Source organism: Candidatus Pelagibacter sp. (assembly GCF_052049935.1).
GTDB lineage: Bacteria > Pseudomonadota > Alphaproteobacteria > Pelagibacterales > Pelagibacteraceae > Pelagibacter.
Genome location: NZ_JBNGZA010000012.1, coordinates 14,435 through 30,001, shown reverse-complemented (window position 1 = coordinate 30,001; position 15,567 = coordinate 14,435). Strand labels below are relative to the sequence as shown.

Genomic DNA, 15,567 nt, shown 5'->3' with positions numbered 1-15,567 from the left:
ATATAAATTTTTACATTAATATTAAGTTTTTTATTAAATATTTTTGATATGAAATATGTACTAAGATTGTTATAACAAAATTTTCAATTTAAATAATTAGATGAAAACCTTCACGAAAATAAAAAAATGCAGAATATGTAAATCATCTAAACTCTTAGGTGTAATTGATTTGCATAAACAATATATACAAGGATCATTTTTAAAAAAAAAAAATCCAAAACCGTTCATGAAAAGAATTCCTCTTCAATTAGTCTTATGCGTTAATTGTTCTTTAGTTCAATTACGACATACAACCAATAAAAATATTCTTTATAAAAATTATTGGTATGAATCAGGGATTAATTTAACAATGCGGATGCATTTAAAAAATCTCGTCAAAGATATTTCTAAATTTGCAAATAAAAAAAAAGTTAATGTTTTAGACATAGGGTGTAATGATGGAACTTTGTTAAATTTTTATGATAAAAGATTTAAAAAATATGGAATTGATCCAAGTCAAATTGTAAAAAAAATTGATAAAAAAAAGATATCAATAATTAATGATTTTTATCCACCTAAAAAAAAAGTAAACAAAATAAATAATACTAAATTTCAACTTATAACTTCTATTGCTATGTTTTATGATTTAGATGACCCAAATTTATTTGTAAAACAAATTAAAAAAAATCTTGATATAAATGGTGTTTGGGTTTTTGAATTATCTTATTTAATTGATATGTTGAAATTAAGATCTTTTGATACAATTTGTCATGAACATTTAGAATACTATTCGTTAACAAGTTTAGAGTATCTAATGAATAAAAATGAATTAAAAATTTTTAAAGTTTCAAAAAACACTATTAATGGTGGAAGTATTCGTTGTTATGTAACTCATAAAAACAATTATTACCGAGATAATGATAAAGATAGATATCTGTATAACAAGTATCTTAAAATAGAAAAGATCTTAAAAATTAAAAATGTACAAATTTATAAAAAATTTAACAAAGAAATTAATAATATAAAAAAAAAAATATATTTAAAAATAAAAAAAATTTTAGATAATAAACAGACTATTTTTATTTTAGGTGCTTCCACAAAAGGTAATACTATTCTCCAATTTTTAGGAATAAATAATCAAATGATTCCTTATGCAATTGAGAGAAATAAATCAAAAATTGGAGCAATTACTATAGGAAGTAATATTAAAATTATAAGTGAGTTAGATTCAGAAAACTACAAGATTGATTATAAATTAGTTTTACCTTGGCATTTTAAAAAAGAAATAATAAAAAGAGAAAAGAAATATATTATTAACAATGGTTCATTAATTTTTCCATTACCAAAATTACAAATTATAAATAAAAAAAATTATAAACACCATGAATAAGAAAATAAATAAATATTCAAAAATTTTTGTAGCCGGTCATAATGGACTTGTTGGCTCTTCCATTGTTAGAAAATTGAAAGAATATGGTTATAAAAAAATACTCACTGTTTCAAAAAAAAAGATAGACTTAAGAAAACAAAATGAGGTAGAAAATTTTTTTAAAAAGAACAAACCAGATGCAGTAATAAATGCTGCAGCTAAAGTCGGGGGCATTTATGCAAATAACAGATATAAAGCTGATTTCATATTTGATAATTTATCAATTCAGAATAACATAATCCATTCATCTTTTTTAACTGGTATTAAAGATATGATTTTTTTAGGATCAAGTTGTGTATATCCAAAAAATTGTAAACAACCGATTAAAGAAACTTATTTGTTAAACGGCGAATTAGAAAAAACTAATGAGCCATATGCAATTGCAAAAATAGCTGGAATTAAAATGTGTGAAAGTTATAATTTTCAATACGGCACTAATTACAAATGTTTAATGCCAACCAATACTTATGGGCCTAACGATAATTATGATTTGTTGACTTCACATTTTTATCCTGCATTAATAATAAAGATTTTAAAGGCAAAAAAGTATAAAAAAAAATCAATCACTATATGGGGCAATGGTAGAGCAAAAAGAGAATTAATATATGTTGATGATCTTGCAGATGCTTGCATTTATTTCTTAAACAAAAAAACTAAAGAAAGCCTTATAAATGTTGGTAGTGGTATTGAAAAAACAATTGAACAATATGCAAAATTTTTAATAAAAAAATTTAAAATACACTTAGATATTATATATGATAACACTAAACCCAATGGAACTCCTCGTAAAATATTAAATACTGCTATCGCAAAAAAATATGGATGGAAATCTAGAATAAGTTTAGATGAAGGTTTGGAAAAAGTATTACAATCATTAAATATAAATCTATAAACTTTGAAAATTAAAAAAAATTTATTAGATGTATCTAAAGATTATATAGATTTAAATAATCATTTTAAAAACTCAACCAGAAATATAATTAGAGACTTACTTGACAAAATCATCAGAAAAAATTTCTACAAAATTATTTATAAAAATTTTTTTATTAATCAAAAATATAAATTTGATTTAGTTCTTCCGTCAAAAGGCTTTTCCCCTTTAAGTCGAAAAAAAAAACTTGATTCACTTAAAAGTATAAAAAATAAAAAAATCCTTTTATTAGGATGTGGAGATGGTTTGGATGTAATATCTTGGTTAAGATTCAAACCAAAATATATAGAGGGTGTTGATTTATTAAATTATTCTTCATCTTGGTTAAAAATAAAAAAATTTATAAAAAAAAAACAATCATATACTAAAGTAAAACTTTATCAAAAGGACATATTAAAATTAAAAACTTCAAAGAAATTTGATTTTATTATTAGTGACGCTGTATTTGAACATTTAACAAAATTAGATAAGACCATGAAACATTTATGTAAAATGTTGAAGAAAGATGGAATGATCTATTCAAGTTATGGACCCTTGTGGTATTGTTTTGGTGGTGACCATTTTTCTGGTCGTGATAATTTAAAAAATGGTTTTAATCATATAATTTTAAAAAAAAAAAATTATAAAGAATATGTTAATAAAAATATTAAGTCTCTAAAAGAAGAAATAAAAAATTTTGGTGCAGGAGGCTTATTTGTGAAAAAAAATTTATTCTCAAAAAAAACAGGGAATACTTATATGAAAATTTTTAAAAACAATAATTTATTTTCAGTATATACTATTTTGGAGTTTTGCCCAATAGGTTTGGAATTAATAAATAATGATAAAAAATTATTAAATAAAATTTTATTAAAAAACAAAAAAATTGATATGGAAGATTGTTATCTTAAATCACAGATTGTTTACTTAAAAAAAAATGAATAAAAAAATTTTTTTAATCTTATGGGGAAATCCTGACTTCTATCAAACTTTGGTTTTTTTATCAAAATATTTAGATAAAGAAGGGTATAATGTATATCTATTTAGAAAAGCACCCGACAAATACAATGATCTTTCAAAAAACTTGAGTTTTGGAAAAAGTTGTAAGATCATTAAATTTAATACTTATTTAAAGAAAAAAAATTTTTTTTTTAATTTTTTAAACTTAATTTTTTTTTCATTTTTTTGTTTAAAAAAATATTTAAAGATTAAACCTAAAAATATAATTTTTTTTAATTATAATGCTTTGTATTGTCAATTTTTATTTTATTTTTTCAAAAAAAAAGGAGATAATTTTATTTATCATAATTTTGATTTTAATATTTCTAAGAATTTAAAAAGTTACAAAGAAAAACTAAATTCAAAAATTGAATTTTTTTTGTCAGGTTTTTCTGATTTTTATATTTTTCCAACTTTTGAAAGAGCTAAAATTTTTAATAAATATACCAATAAGAGTATTAAATTTTTTTATGAATTTAAGAATTGTTTCCCTAGAAATTATAAACCAATTGTAAGTAAAAAATTATTTTCCAAATATAGAAATTTTGTTTCAAAAAAAAAAAAAATTATATGTCATTTAGGCTCAATTGGACCATCTCATAACATTAAACAAATAATATTATCAGCAAAATATATTAATAATAACTTTTTAATAATAATTGGAGGTATATCATTGGGTAATTATGTGGAATATTTAGAAGAAATAATTGATAAAAATAATTTAAATAAAAAAATACTTTTATTAAAGAATATTGATAGAGACATTTGGTTTGAAATTTTATCGAATTCAAACCTAGGTCTTTGTTTTTATGAAAATCACAATCTAAGCCATAGACATATGGCTGGAACTTCTCAGAAGTTTAATAATTATTTATTATTCAAAAAACCTATGCTTGTAAATGATAATGTAGATTTTAAGAAATTTAAAAAAAAACATGATATATTTAATTTAGTTAAATCTGATGATCCCATGTCAATAGCAAAAAATATTACTTCTCTGATTAATGATAAAAGGAGATATAATAAAATAAAAAAAAATATGATGAATTCTTTTAATAATGAGTTAAATTTTGAATTTCAATTTTTCAACAGTTATAAAAAAATATTAACTTGTTAAGAATATTTTAATTCATCATCTATCATAATTTGTATTAACTGGTCTAAATTAGTGTTGGGTTTCCATTTAAGTTTTTGTTGAGCTTTTTTCGAGTCACCAATTAAAATATTTACTTCTGCTGGTCTAAAGTATTTTGGATTAATTTTTATAATTACTTGATTTTTATCAAGGTCGATCAATTTTTCTTTTAAACCCTTTCCTTTCCATGCAACATTCATTTTAAGATATTTTGTAGCCTTATTTATAAAATCTTTAATAGAATAAGTTTTTCCAGTTGAAATTACATAGTCATCAGGCTTATTCATCTGAAGCATTTTCCACATGGCTTCGACATATTCTTTCGCATAACCCCAATCACGTTTTGCATAAAGATTCCCTAATTCAAAATAATTTATCTCTTTTTTTAAAATTTTAATTAATCCAATGATTATTTTTCTAGTTACAAATTCCTCACCTCTTAATGGAGACTCATGGTTAAACAGTATGCCTGATGTAGCAAACATACCATAAGAATTTCTGTAATTTTGTGTTAAGTAGTGAGAAAAAACTTTTGCAATTGCATATGGACTTTGAGGGTTCAATGGTGTTGTTTCTTTTTGTTTTTTTTCCAGAACATCTCCAAACATTTCAGATGAAGATGCTTGATAGAATTTAATTTTAGGGTCAGTTGATCTTATCGTTTCTAAAATTCTTAATGTACCTAAGCCTGTTATGTTTGCTGTGTTTAAAGGACTGCTGAAAGAAGTGCCAACAAAAGATTGAGCTGCTAAATTGTAAACTTCGTTTAGTTTATACTTACCGAATACTCTTTGAATTTCATAAATTTCCCCAAGTTCCATTTCTTCATAAATAATTTTATTTTCTATACCAAGTCTTCTTAATCTCCAATTTACTGATCTTGCTGATCTTCTATCAGTTCCAATTACTTTATAATTTTTTTCTAGTAAAAATTTAGCTAGATACGCTCCATCTTGCCCAGATATTCCTGTAATAAGTGCAGTTTTTTTCATACAAATTGATTTATATTAAATTTTAAGAATTAAAAGATTTTTTTTGTGAATTAACTTTACTTTTTGAGTATTTAGGGTACATAAGTCCCGCCTGGTGATTATTGCGAAAGTGTAATACCCGATCCCATCCCGAACTCGGAAGTCAAGCCTTTCAGCGCCGATGGTACTTTGTCTTAAGATATGGGAGAGTAGGACATTGCCAGGCTATTCTTAAAATGAAAAATCTGATAGTAATTACAGGTGGAGCCGGTTTCGTTGGTTCGAATTTGATTAGATATTTACTTAAAAAAACAAAAAATAAAATTTTAAGTATTGATAATTATTCTTCGGGATCTAAAAAAAATCATATCAACAATAAAAGAGTAAAATATATTAAAGGTGATACAAAAAATATTTTAAAAATTTTAAGTACTAAAAAAAATAAAATTCAAACAATTTTTCATTTTGGTGAATTTGCAAGAATTTATCAAAGTTTTGAGAATTTTGATAAATGTTATGACTCAAACACTGTAGGAAGTAAATCTGTATTTAAGTTTTGTTTGGATAATAAAGTTAAATTAATTTATTCAGCTACTTCCGCTTCTCTTGGAAATTCAGGTAACGATAAAAATTTGTCTCCATATGCATTCACAAAAGCTAAAAATTTAGAACTACTAGAAAATTTAAAAAAATGGTTTAATTTTAAATTTGAAGTAGTTTATTTTTATAATGTTTATGGACCTAATCAAATTAAAACTGGAAAGATGGCAACAGTCATAGGAATTTTTGAAGATCAATATAAAAAAAGCAAACCATTGACAGTTGTAAGACCCGGATCTCAATCTAGGAGATTTACACATATTCATGATACTATAGAAGTTTGTTATGAGGCCTGGAAAAAAAATAAATGTCGACATTATAGCATCTCTAACAGAAAATCTTACTCAATTTTAAACGTTGCGAAGATGTTTAAGTGTAAAATTTCTTTTTTAAAGCCCAGATTGGGTGAAAGATATGCTTCAGCATTAACTAAATTTTCCCATAAAAATAAAATAATTAGGAGATATGGTAAAATAAATTTGCAAGATTACATCAGTTCGTTTATTAAGGGTGCAAATTATGAAAATTAAAAGCTCATTAAAATCCATAAAAAAAAGAGATCTAAACTCTAAACTCGTAAAAAGAAGAGGTAGAGTTTATATAATAAACAAAACGAATCCAAAATTTAAAGCTAGACAAAAGTAACTTATGGACAACGAAAACCATAAAGAAACCTGGAATAATTTTACAAAATTTGTTACTTGGGGAACTATTGCTGTTGTGTTAGTTTTAATTTTGATGGCAGTTTTCCTGCTATAAGGACTTCTTTAATGAAGATTGGTTCTATAAAAGAAAATTTAAATTTAGAGGGTAGAATAGCCATTACACCTGAAATAGCAAAAAAATTTATTGCAAATGGCTTTGAGGTAAATATTCAAAAAAATTATGCAGTCCATCTAGGTTTTAATGATCAAGAATATAAATCTTTAAACGTAAATATTTTAGATTCTGAAAAGTCAGTTATTGAAAAATCAGAAATTTTAGCTCAATTAGCTTTGCCATCTAAATCATTGTTGAATAATATATCTAAAGATAAAATACTTATTGGTGTATTAAATCCCTTCCAGAATAAAAAAGAATTAGATGAACTGACTAATGATAAAGTGAAGTGTTTCTCTTTAGAATTACTTCCAAGAATTACACGGGCACAATCAATGGATGTACTTTCGTCTCAAGCAAACTTAGCGGGTTATAAAGCTGTAGTAGAGGCTTTTAGTAGTTTTAGAAAAGCTGTTCCCATGATGATGACAGCTGCAGGGACCATTCCAGCTGCTAAGGTTTTAGTAGTAGGAGCGGGAGTAGCTGGACTTCAAGCAATAGCTACTGCAAAGAGAATGGGCGCAATAGTATTTGCAACAGACGTTAGAATTGCATCAAAAGAACAAGTTGAAAGTTTAGGAGGAAAATTTTTAACTGTTGAAGGATCTGAAAATTTAGAAACTGAAGGGGGTTATGCTAAAGAAGCTTCTGAAGAATTTAAAAAGAAACAAGAGGAACTTTTAAGTGAAACACTAAAAAAAATTGATATTGTAATATGTACAGCTTTAATTCCTGGAAAAAAAGCACCTGTAATTTTAAAAGAAAACATGTTGAATAACATGAATTCTGGCTCAGTTATCTATGATTTGGCTGCTGTGCAAGGAGGAAATACATCTGCAACTAAAGTAGATGAAATAATAGAAAGAAATGGTGTTAAAATAATGGGAGATTCAAATATTTTGAACAAATTACCTGTTTCTGCATCTAATCTTTACTCAAAAAATATTTATAATTTTATATTAAATTTATATGATAAAGAAAAAAAACAAATTAATATTAACCTTGAGGACGAAATAATTGATAAAACAATTATAAAATAAATATGGAAATAGATCCTTTTATATTTAGACTAAGTATATTCATCTTATCTATATTCGTTGGTTATTATGTTGTCTGGAGCGTAACTCCTTCTCTTCATACCCCTTTAATGTCAGTAACTAATGCTATCTCATCAGTTATAATTGTTGGAGCAATAATAGCAGCATTAGCTGGCACTGAAAATACTGTTTTTAATACATCAAGTATTTTTGGATTATTAGCAATTACATTAGCAGCAATAAATATATTTGGAGGTTTTCTAGTAACTCAAAGAATGTTAGCGATGTATAAAAAGAAAAAAAAATAGTTTTAATCTATGTCAGCAAACTTATCAGCTTTATTTTATTTAGTATCTGGTGTTCTCTTTATATTAGCATTAAGAGGCCTTTCATCACCTGAAACTTCTAGACAAGGAAATCTTTTTGGAATAATTGGAATGGTAATTGCAGTAACAGTCACTTTCTTATCAGTAGGAAGTTTTTCAACGAGTTTTGTCTATGTAGTTATTTTTATTTTAATTGGAGGAGCAATAGGAGCATTTATTGCATATAAAATACCAATGACTGCTATGCCCGAATTAGTTGCTGGTTTTCACAGTTTAGTAGGATTAGCTGCTGTTTTTGTAGCTATTTCAGCGTTCATAAATCCGGAGGCATTTAATTTAGGAGTACCAGGAAATATTAAGCTAGCTAGTTTAATTGAAATGTCGATTGGTGCAGCTGTAGGTGCAATAACTTTTTCTGGTTCTGTAATAGCTTTTTTAAAGTTACAGGGAATAATGTCTGGAGCTCCCATAACTTTTAGAGGTCAGCACTTCTTGAATGCGTTAATATTGATTTCTATTGTAATATTAACTTATTTTTTATGTACCACACAATCATCAAATTTATTTTGGGTTTTATTAAGCGTTTCATTTTTGATAGGTTTTTTACTTATTATACCAATTGGTGGTGCAGATATGCCTGTAGTTATATCAATGCTTAATTCTTACTCAGGATGGGCAGCAGCAGGAATTGGGTTTACTCTTGAAAATTCTGCTCTTATTATTACAGGAGCACTGGTTGGTTCTTCAGGAGCGATTCTTTCTTATATAATGTGCAAGGGAATGAACAGATCATTCTTTAATGTTATTTTAGGAGGGTTTGGTGCAACTGAGCAGTCTAGCGCAAGTCAAAATAAAGAGCAAAGACCTGTAAAAAGTGGAAATGCAGATGATGCAGCATTTTTAATGAAAAATGCATCATCAGTAATAATTGTTCCTGGTTATGGAATGGCTGTTGCACAGGCTCAACATGCTTTAAGAGAAATGGTAGATACTCTTAAGAAAAATGGTATTAAAGTTTCATATGCTATTCATCCAGTTGCTGGGCGTATGCCAGGACATATGAACGTATTATTAGCAGAGGCCAATGTTCCATATGATGAAGTTTTTGAATTAGAAGAAATAAATAACGATTTTGCAAATGCAGATGTGGCATTTGTGATTGGAGCAAATGATGTTACAAATCCTGTTGCTAAAACAGATCCACAAAGCCCAATTTATGGAATGCCTGTTCTCGATGTTGAGAAATGTAAATCAGTTTTATTTGTGAAAAGAAGTTTATCTCCTGGTTATGCAGGGATAGATAATGATTTGTTTTATAAGGAAAATACTTTGATGTTATTTGCGGATGCCAAAAAAATGACTGAAGATATAACAAAAAACTTATAAATTAAATGAGAAGTACAAAAATATATTGTGATATCGCTGATATAAAACAAATAAAAAAATTTAATAAAAAAAAAATAGTTAAAGGATTTACTACTAATCCAAGCTTGATGAGAAAAGCAGGAGCAAAGGATTATTCTAAGTATTCAAAACAAATATTAAAAATTTGCAAAAAACCTATTTCATTTGAGGTATTTGGGGATGACTATACCTCAATGAAAAAACAAGCTTTAATTATTAACTCATGGGGAAAAAATGTTTTTGTTAAAATACCAATAGTAAATTCAAAAGGTTTTTTTATGGGAAAATTAATTAAAGAACTAAATTCTATGAATATTAAGTTAAACATTACTGCTGTGTATAGTTTTGTTCAAGTTAAAAAAATTTTAAAAAATTTAAATAAAAAAACTAAAGTAATAATTTCGATTTTTGGTGGTAGAGCAGCAGATACAGGGAAAGATCCATTACCTGAATTTAAAAGAAGCATTTCTCATTCTAAAAGCTATAAAAATGTTGAGATATTATGGGCTAGTGTTAGAGAACCATATAATTTTTTACAAGCTAAGCAACTAGGGTGCCACTTAATTACTGTACCTCCTACAATAATAGAAAAAATTGAAAAGTTTGGAAAATCATTTGAATTTCTTACAAGAGAAACTGTTAAAAGCTTTCTTAAGGATAGCAAGAAATCAAATTTCAGGATTTAATTGGTTGCGGGGGACGGATTTGAACCGCCGACCTTCAGGTTATGAGCCTGACGAGCTACCAGACTGCTCCACCCCGCGGTATTTAAATTCTATTTTTTAGTTTATTTAGTTTTTTAACTCTTTTTATGTTTTCTTGCAGAATTCTCTTCTTCTTTTCTGATGGCTTTTCATAAGTGTTTTTTAGTTTAATTATCTTAAAGAAACCATCTCTTTGAAGTTTTCTTTTTAAAACCCTCAGTGCTTGCTCAACATTATTATCTTTAACTTCTATTTTAATAACAACCTCCAAAAAAAGCGTTTGTTATCACTTTTAAATTTAACTGTCTATCAATTTTATTCATTAATTTGAATTTAATTTTTGTTGTTTTTCTTTTAATTTTTTTTCCCGCTTAATTCTTCTTTCAGCTTTTTCAATTGCATCTAATAAATCTTTTTGGGAAAACAAATTTAATGCTACAGGATCTTTAGGATTTAAATTGTTGTAATTCCAATAACTCTTGTTCCTTATAGATGTGACGGAGTTTTTTGTTATACCAACTAATTTAGCAATTTGAGAATCTTTTAATAAATTATGCTGCTTTATCAACCATAAAGCTGAATCTGGTTTATCTTGTCTTTTTGAAAGAGGAACATATTTCTTAATTTTTTTCTCATCATTAGAAATTTTAATATCGTTTTGTTTTATTTGAAGGGGTCGATTTTTATCTTTTGATGACAAATCAATTTCTTCTCTTGAAAGTTGTCCTGACATTATCGGGTTATAGCCTTTAATGCCTTTGGCTACTTCTCCATCAGCTATACCTTGAACCTCAACCTCATGTAAATCACAAAAATTTGCAATTTGTTTAAAAGTTAACGATGTGTTTTCAACCAACCATACAGCAGTAGCCATTGGCATTAATGGAACATTTGACATTTAGTTTTTCTTTTCTGTCTTAAAGTTCTGAAATTTTTTATTGAACTTACTTATTCTACCTTTATCCATAAGTTTTTGTTTTCCACCTGTCCAAGCTGCATGGGATTTAGGGTCTATTTCTAATTTTAATATTTCGCCTTCTTTTCCCCATGTTGATTTTGTTTCAAACTGAGAACCATCAGTCATTTCAACTTTTATAGAGTGATAATCAGGGTGTGTGTTTTTTTTCATAGCGGACTTATAACAAAAGAAATTACTAAAACAATTAAAATTTAGCCAATTTTTCACTAAATTTTGTGTTAATATTTGGATTTGAGGCTATAATTTTAATATCCTTTAATTTTGAGATATCAACATCATTGATTAATCCACCTGCTTCTTTTAAAATTAATATACCAGCTGCAATATCCCAAATATTTAGATTTTTTTGAAAATAACCGTCATATCTTCCTGCTGCAACATATGCAAGATCAAGAGCTGCACTTCCAGATTTTCTATATGAAAATTCGTAGTTGAAATCAATTTTTCCACCTGTCACAAATAAACATTCTGATAAAATATTTTTTTTAGAAACTCTAATTCTTTGATTATTGAAGAATGAACCATTATTTTTTTCCGCATAAAACATTTCATTTTTTATGGGGTCGTATATTAATCCTGCTACGATCTCATTTTCATCTCTAAGAGCAATTGAAATAGCGAAATGTGGAATTCCATGTAAAAAATTTACAGTTCCATCAATTGGATCGATAATCCATGTTTTTTTATCTTTATTGTTTTCTATTCCCTTTTCTTCGCTTAGAATAGAGTAGTTTGGTTTTGCTTTTTTTAATTCCTCAATAATTATTTTCTCTGTTTTAAGATCAGCATTAGTAACGAAATCAGATGGACCTTTATTAGAAACTTGTAATTTTTCTAATTCACCAAAGTCTCTAATTAAAACTCTTGATGCTTTTTCACTTGCTTTTATCATTATATTCAAGTGTGGTGAAATAGTTTGCATAATTAAATTTTTTTTACATATTCTAAATTTCTGGTATCAACAATAACTTCATCTCCAGCTTCTATAAATGGAGGAACTTGTATATTTAATCCATTATCCAAAGTTGCGGGTTTATAAGAAGATGAAACAGTTTGACCTTTTAAAGCAGCATCAGTTGTCTCTATTTTACAATGCACTTGATTGGGAAGTTCAATTGATATTGGTTTTTCGTTATAAAAACTAATTTTGACTTCTAAGTTTTCAGTCAATAATTTTCCTTTATCGCCTACGATCTCTTTTTTTACCTCTACTTGTTCAAAGGATTTAGGATCAATAAAAAAGTAATTTATATCATCATCATATGAGTAATTAAAATTATTTTCATCTAGAGCTGCTTTTTCAACAGTTTCACTTGATCTAAATCTTTCATTAAGTTTTGTATTTTTATTTAAACTTTTCATCTCAACTTGGGTGAATGCTCCTCCTTTACCAGGTTTTACATGTTGAGTTTTCAAAACTTGCCAAAGATCGTCCTTATACTCTAAAAGCATTCCAACTCTAATTTCACTTGCATTTATTTTCATATAAGTTTTTTTATAGCTTCAACTGGTTTATATTTTTTATTATTAAAAATGTAGCCTGAAATAGCCAAAAAGTTTACATTGTTCAATAAAAGTTTTTTATAATTTTTATTATTAATTCCACCAATTGCAATGATTGGCTTATTTGTTAACTGTTTAATTTTTTTTATATCTGACATATTCGCCTTAAATTTAACTTTTTTCGTATTAGTTGGAAAGAATGCACCTAAAGCCAAATAGTCAGCATTATTTTTCAAAGCCTTTTTTGCTAAAGAAATTGAATTATGACAAGTAATTCCAATAATTTTTTTTCCTAAAATTTTTCTTGCTGAAATAATATCCATATCTTTTTGCCCCAAATGACATCCATCCGCTTTTAGTATTTTTGCAAGCATTGGGTCATCATTTATCAAGAATTTAACATTATGTTTTTTACAAATTGGTTTAATTTTTTTACCAATTTCAATTTTTTTTTTAAGAAAATCATTTTTAATTCTTAATTGAAAAAACTTAACTTTTTTAAAAGCTAAGATTTTATCTAAGTTTAAATAAAAATCTTTTTTAATTTTATTTGGTGAAATTAAATATAAAAATTTTTTTTTGGAATTAGATATTTTCAAGATTTTTTGACCACTTTCCTTGAGCTGCCAAAGTACACATTTTAGCCCTATGATCAAAAACTGCTTGAGTTCCTTCAACATCATTTATGTCTTTAGCCCAATGTCTAAGGGCACTTTGTTGCAATGCTCTACCATAAGAATATGACATAATAAAATTTGTATCGTTAAATTTGTTTATTAAATTTAAATTCTCAGACGCTTGAACTTCAGTTTGACCACCAGATAAGAAGGCTATACCTGGTACTTCACTAGGAACTGATTCCTTTAAACATTTAACAGTAAGTTTTGCTGTTTCTTCATAAGTAATTTGATTATTAGACTCTGAGCCTGCTAAAATCATATTTGGTTTTAAAATTACACCTGTTAGATCTACTTTATTTAGTAGTAGTTCCTCAAAACATTTTTTTATTACCTCTGACGTTTTTTTAAAACAATCATCAGCAGAATGATCACCATCCATTAACACTTCTGGTTCAACAATTGGAACCATATTACACTCTTGAACTAAAGCTGCATATCTAGCAAGAGCATGCGCGTTAGAATTAATTGATAGTTTGCTAGGATAATCTTTTGAAATATTATATACACCTCTCCATTTTGTAAATTGAGCTCCCAATTTAGAATATTCTTTTAACCTATCTCTTAAACCATCTAAGCCTTCAGTAATTTTTTCATTTGGACTTCCAGCTAATTTTTTTGCACCTGTATCAACTTTTATTCCTGCTATAGAACCCATTTCAGATAAAAGTCTTGGAACTTCTTTTCCTGTATTAGTTTTTTGCTTAATAGTTTCGTCATATAATATAACTCCACCAATATACTCACTCATACCTTTCGCAGAGAATAAAGTTTCTCTAAATTTAATTCTATTTTCTTTGGTAGACTCGACTTTTACACTCTCTAATCTTTTAGTCATAGTACCTGTGCTTTCATCAGCAGCCAAGATACCCTTTCCATTTTTTAAAATTTTTAAGGCTATGTTGTTTAATTCAGACATTTAGTTGAGAGCTTTTATACCAGGAATTTCTTTACCTTCAAGATATTCTAGAAAGGCTCCACCAGCAGTTGAAACAAAATTTAAGTTTTTAAAGGCACCTGCCTGATTTAATACCGCAATAGTATCTCCTCCACCAGCAACTGAAAAAATTTTATCTTTTAAATCAACTATTTTTTTTGCAATTTCAATACTTCCTATAGCAAAGTTAGGATTTTCAAAATATCCTAGAGGTCCATTCCATAAGACAGTTTTACTATTATCTAATACAGAACAAATTAATTTGATTGTTTTTGGACCAATATCTAATATTAGGTCGTCTTTCTCTATCTCATTTAATGTTTTAATTGTTTTACTATCTTCAAGATTTTTGCCCACAGAAACATCAGTAGGAATTAAAACATTGCATTTATTTTCTTTTGCTAAAGATAATATTTCTTCAACAATAGGATTGCAGTTATCTTCTTTTAGCGATTTTCCAATATTATGACCACTATATTCTAAAAAGTTATTAGCCATACCCCCAACTATCACAATGTTTTCAAATTTAGGTATTAAATTTTTTATAACACTTATTTTGGTAGAAATTTTAGAACCTCCTATTATGCATGTAATTGGCCTATTAATATCAGAAGTAACTTTTTTTAATGCATCAACTTCAGTACTCATTTGCAAACCACAGTAAGAGGGTAAATATTTTGTAATCTTATCTACAGATGCATGAGCCCTGTGTGAACATGAAAAAGCATCATTAACAAAAATCTCACCAAATTTAGATAACATTTTTGCAAATTCTTCATCATTTTTTTCTTCTTGTTCATAAAATCTAATATTTTCAAAAAAAACTATTTTATCATCACTTTTATCAAATATTTCTTGTGGTTTAATTTCGAACAAATTTTGATTTAAAAGATCTACTTTTTTACTTAGTTTTTTTGATAAATATTCACAAACTGGTGCCATAGACAAAGCTGAATTTGTTTTACCTTTTGGTCTACCGATATGAGATATTATTATTATTTTAGAATTTTGTTGAATTAAAAAATTTAGTGTAGGTAAAATTTTATCTATTCTTGTCGTGTCTGTAATTTGATTATTTTTTAATGGAACATTCAGATCTAGTCTAACTAAAACTTTTTTTTGATAAAGATCTTTAAAATCTTCAATTTTTTTCATTTT

At 26.6% G+C, this 15,567-nt stretch carries 20 protein-coding genes, 1 tRNA gene and 1 rRNA gene; 12 read left to right on the top strand and 10 right to left on the bottom strand.

Annotation, left to right across the window (positions count from 1 at the left end; all coding sequences use genetic code 11):
* The first annotated feature begins 100 nt into the window (after positions 1 to 100).
* Genes ACTT90_RS06310 through ACTT90_RS06295 form a run of 4 tightly spaced genes read left to right on the top strand, consistent with a single transcriptional unit; the run spans position 101 to position 4,434 of the window.
* On the top strand, positions 101 to 1,369 hold the full coding sequence (locus ACTT90_RS06310) for a class I SAM-dependent methyltransferase (protein ID WP_440937925.1): 1,269 nt from the start codon (positions 101 to 103) through the stop codon (positions 1,367 to 1,369).
* Entirely contained in the window at positions 1,362 to 2,300 is a 939-nt protein-coding gene (locus tag ACTT90_RS06305; protein ID WP_440937924.1) for a GDP-L-fucose synthase family protein, read from the top strand. Before ACTT90_RS06310 ends, ACTT90_RS06305 begins: the two co-directional genes overlap by 8 nt.
* Positions 2,301 to 2,303: 3 nt before the next feature.
* Positions 2,304 to 3,263 (top strand): class I SAM-dependent methyltransferase, encoded by a 960-nt coding sequence (locus ACTT90_RS06300; protein ID WP_440937923.1) that lies wholly within the window; start codon positions 2,304 to 2,306, stop codon positions 3,261 to 3,263.
* Positions 3,256 to 4,434, top strand: a complete 1,179-nt coding sequence (locus ACTT90_RS06295; protein WP_440937922.1) for a glycosyltransferase — start codon at positions 3,256 to 3,258, stop codon at positions 4,432 to 4,434. The genes ACTT90_RS06300 and ACTT90_RS06295 overlap by 8 nt, the downstream gene beginning before the upstream one ends.
* Here ACTT90_RS06295 and ACTT90_RS06290 read toward each other — a convergent pair.
* Positions 4,431 to 5,444 carry a GDP-mannose 4,6-dehydratase gene (locus ACTT90_RS06290; protein WP_440937921.1) on the bottom strand — a complete coding sequence of 338 codons (1,014 nt, stop codon included), beginning with the start codon at positions 5,442 to 5,444 and terminating at the stop codon, positions 4,431 to 4,433. The two genes, ACTT90_RS06295 and ACTT90_RS06290, sit on opposite strands and share 4 nt — an antisense overlap.
* A gap of 90 nt (positions 5,445 to 5,534) precedes the next feature.
* On the opposite strand from ACTT90_RS06290, the gene rrf reads away from it, so the two are divergent.
* The 8 genes from rrf to ACTT90_RS06250 all read left to right on the top strand — a co-directional run bounded on the left by rrf (position 5,535) and on the right by ACTT90_RS06250 (position 10,295).
* Positions 5,535 to 5,649 (top strand): 5S ribosomal RNA (gene rrf, locus ACTT90_RS06285).
* Positions 5,650 to 5,659: 10 nt separating this feature from the next.
* Positions 5,660 to 6,553, top strand: a complete 894-nt coding sequence (locus ACTT90_RS06280) for an NAD-dependent epimerase/dehydratase family protein (protein ID WP_440937920.1) — start codon at positions 5,660 to 5,662, stop codon at positions 6,551 to 6,553.
* A complete protein-coding gene (ykgO, locus tag ACTT90_RS06275; RefSeq protein WP_440676600.1) occupies positions 6,543 to 6,668 on the top strand; it encodes a type B 50S ribosomal protein L36 in 126 nt (41 codons plus the stop codon). The genes ACTT90_RS06280 and ykgO overlap by 11 nt, the downstream gene beginning before the upstream one ends.
* Before the next feature lie 3 nt (positions 6,669 to 6,671).
* Positions 6,672 to 6,782 carry an aa3-type cytochrome c oxidase subunit IV gene (locus ACTT90_RS06270; protein WP_440937919.1) on the top strand — a complete coding sequence of 37 codons (111 nt, stop codon included), beginning with the start codon at positions 6,672 to 6,674 and terminating at the stop codon, positions 6,780 to 6,782.
* Positions 6,783 to 6,793: 11 nt separating this feature from the next.
* Positions 6,794 to 7,882: an NAD(P) transhydrogenase subunit alpha gene (locus ACTT90_RS06265; RefSeq protein WP_440937918.1), complete on the top strand. Its 1,089-nt coding sequence runs from the start codon at positions 6,794 to 6,796 to the stop codon at positions 7,880 to 7,882.
* Positions 7,883 to 7,884: 2 nt separating this feature from the next.
* Positions 7,885 to 8,187, top strand: coding sequence for a proton-translocating transhydrogenase family protein (locus ACTT90_RS06260; RefSeq protein ID WP_440937917.1), 303 nt, complete (start codon positions 7,885 to 7,887; stop codon positions 8,185 to 8,187).
* A 9-nt stretch (positions 8,188 to 8,196) separates the two neighbouring features.
* Entirely contained in the window at positions 8,197 to 9,591 is a 1,395-nt protein-coding gene (locus ACTT90_RS06255) for an NAD(P)(+) transhydrogenase (Re/Si-specific) subunit beta (RefSeq protein ID WP_440937916.1), read from the top strand.
* A gap of 5 nt (positions 9,592 to 9,596) precedes the next feature.
* Positions 9,597 to 10,295 carry a transaldolase family protein gene (locus tag ACTT90_RS06250; RefSeq protein ID WP_440937915.1) on the top strand — a complete coding sequence of 233 codons (699 nt, stop codon included), beginning with the start codon at positions 9,597 to 9,599 and terminating at the stop codon, positions 10,293 to 10,295.
* A 1-nt stretch (position 10,296) separates the two neighbouring features.
* On the opposite strand, the gene ACTT90_RS06245 is transcribed toward ACTT90_RS06250, so the two are convergent.
* The 9 genes from ACTT90_RS06245 to ACTT90_RS06205 all read right to left on the bottom strand — a co-directional run bounded on the left by ACTT90_RS06245 (position 10,297) and on the right by ACTT90_RS06205 (position 15,564).
* Positions 10,297 to 10,373 (bottom strand) — tRNA-Met (locus tag ACTT90_RS06245).
* 4 nt (positions 10,374 to 10,377) lie between these two features.
* On the bottom strand, positions 10,378 to 10,572 hold the full coding sequence (gene rpsU / locus ACTT90_RS06240; protein ID WP_075521090.1) for a 30S ribosomal protein S21: 195 nt from the start codon (positions 10,570 to 10,572) through the stop codon (positions 10,378 to 10,380).
* Positions 10,573 to 10,635: 63 nt separating this feature from the next.
* Positions 10,636 to 11,211: a cell cycle transcriptional regulator TrcR gene (locus tag ACTT90_RS06235; protein ID WP_440937914.1), complete on the bottom strand. Its 576-nt coding sequence runs from the start codon at positions 11,209 to 11,211 to the stop codon at positions 10,636 to 10,638.
* Complete coding sequence (rpmE, locus tag ACTT90_RS06230) at positions 11,212 to 11,442, bottom strand: 50S ribosomal protein L31 (protein ID WP_440937913.1); 231 nt, start codon at positions 11,440 to 11,442, stop codon at positions 11,212 to 11,214.
* Positions 11,443 to 11,476: 34 nt separating this feature from the next.
* A complete protein-coding gene (locus tag ACTT90_RS06225; RefSeq protein WP_440937912.1) occupies positions 11,477 to 12,214 on the bottom strand; it encodes an inositol monophosphatase family protein in 738 nt (245 codons plus the stop codon).
* 2 nt (positions 12,215 to 12,216) lie between these two features.
* On the bottom strand, positions 12,217 to 12,777 hold the full coding sequence (gene efp / locus ACTT90_RS06220; protein WP_440937911.1) for an elongation factor P: 561 nt from the start codon (positions 12,775 to 12,777) through the stop codon (positions 12,217 to 12,219).
* On the bottom strand, positions 12,774 to 13,394 hold the full coding sequence (thiE, locus tag ACTT90_RS06215) for a thiamine phosphate synthase (RefSeq protein ID WP_440937910.1): 621 nt from the start codon (positions 13,392 to 13,394) through the stop codon (positions 12,774 to 12,776). The genes efp and thiE overlap by 4 nt, the downstream gene beginning before the upstream one ends.
* Positions 13,381 to 14,391 carry a class I fructose-bisphosphate aldolase gene (locus tag ACTT90_RS06210; RefSeq protein ID WP_440937909.1) on the bottom strand — a complete coding sequence of 337 codons (1,011 nt, stop codon included), beginning with the start codon at positions 14,389 to 14,391 and terminating at the stop codon, positions 13,381 to 13,383. The genes thiE and ACTT90_RS06210 overlap by 14 nt, the downstream gene beginning before the upstream one ends.
* Entirely contained in the window at positions 14,392 to 15,564 is a 1,173-nt protein-coding gene (locus ACTT90_RS06205; RefSeq protein WP_440937908.1) for a phosphoglycerate kinase, read from the bottom strand.
* Between the last annotated feature and the right edge of the window lie 3 nt (positions 15,565 to 15,567).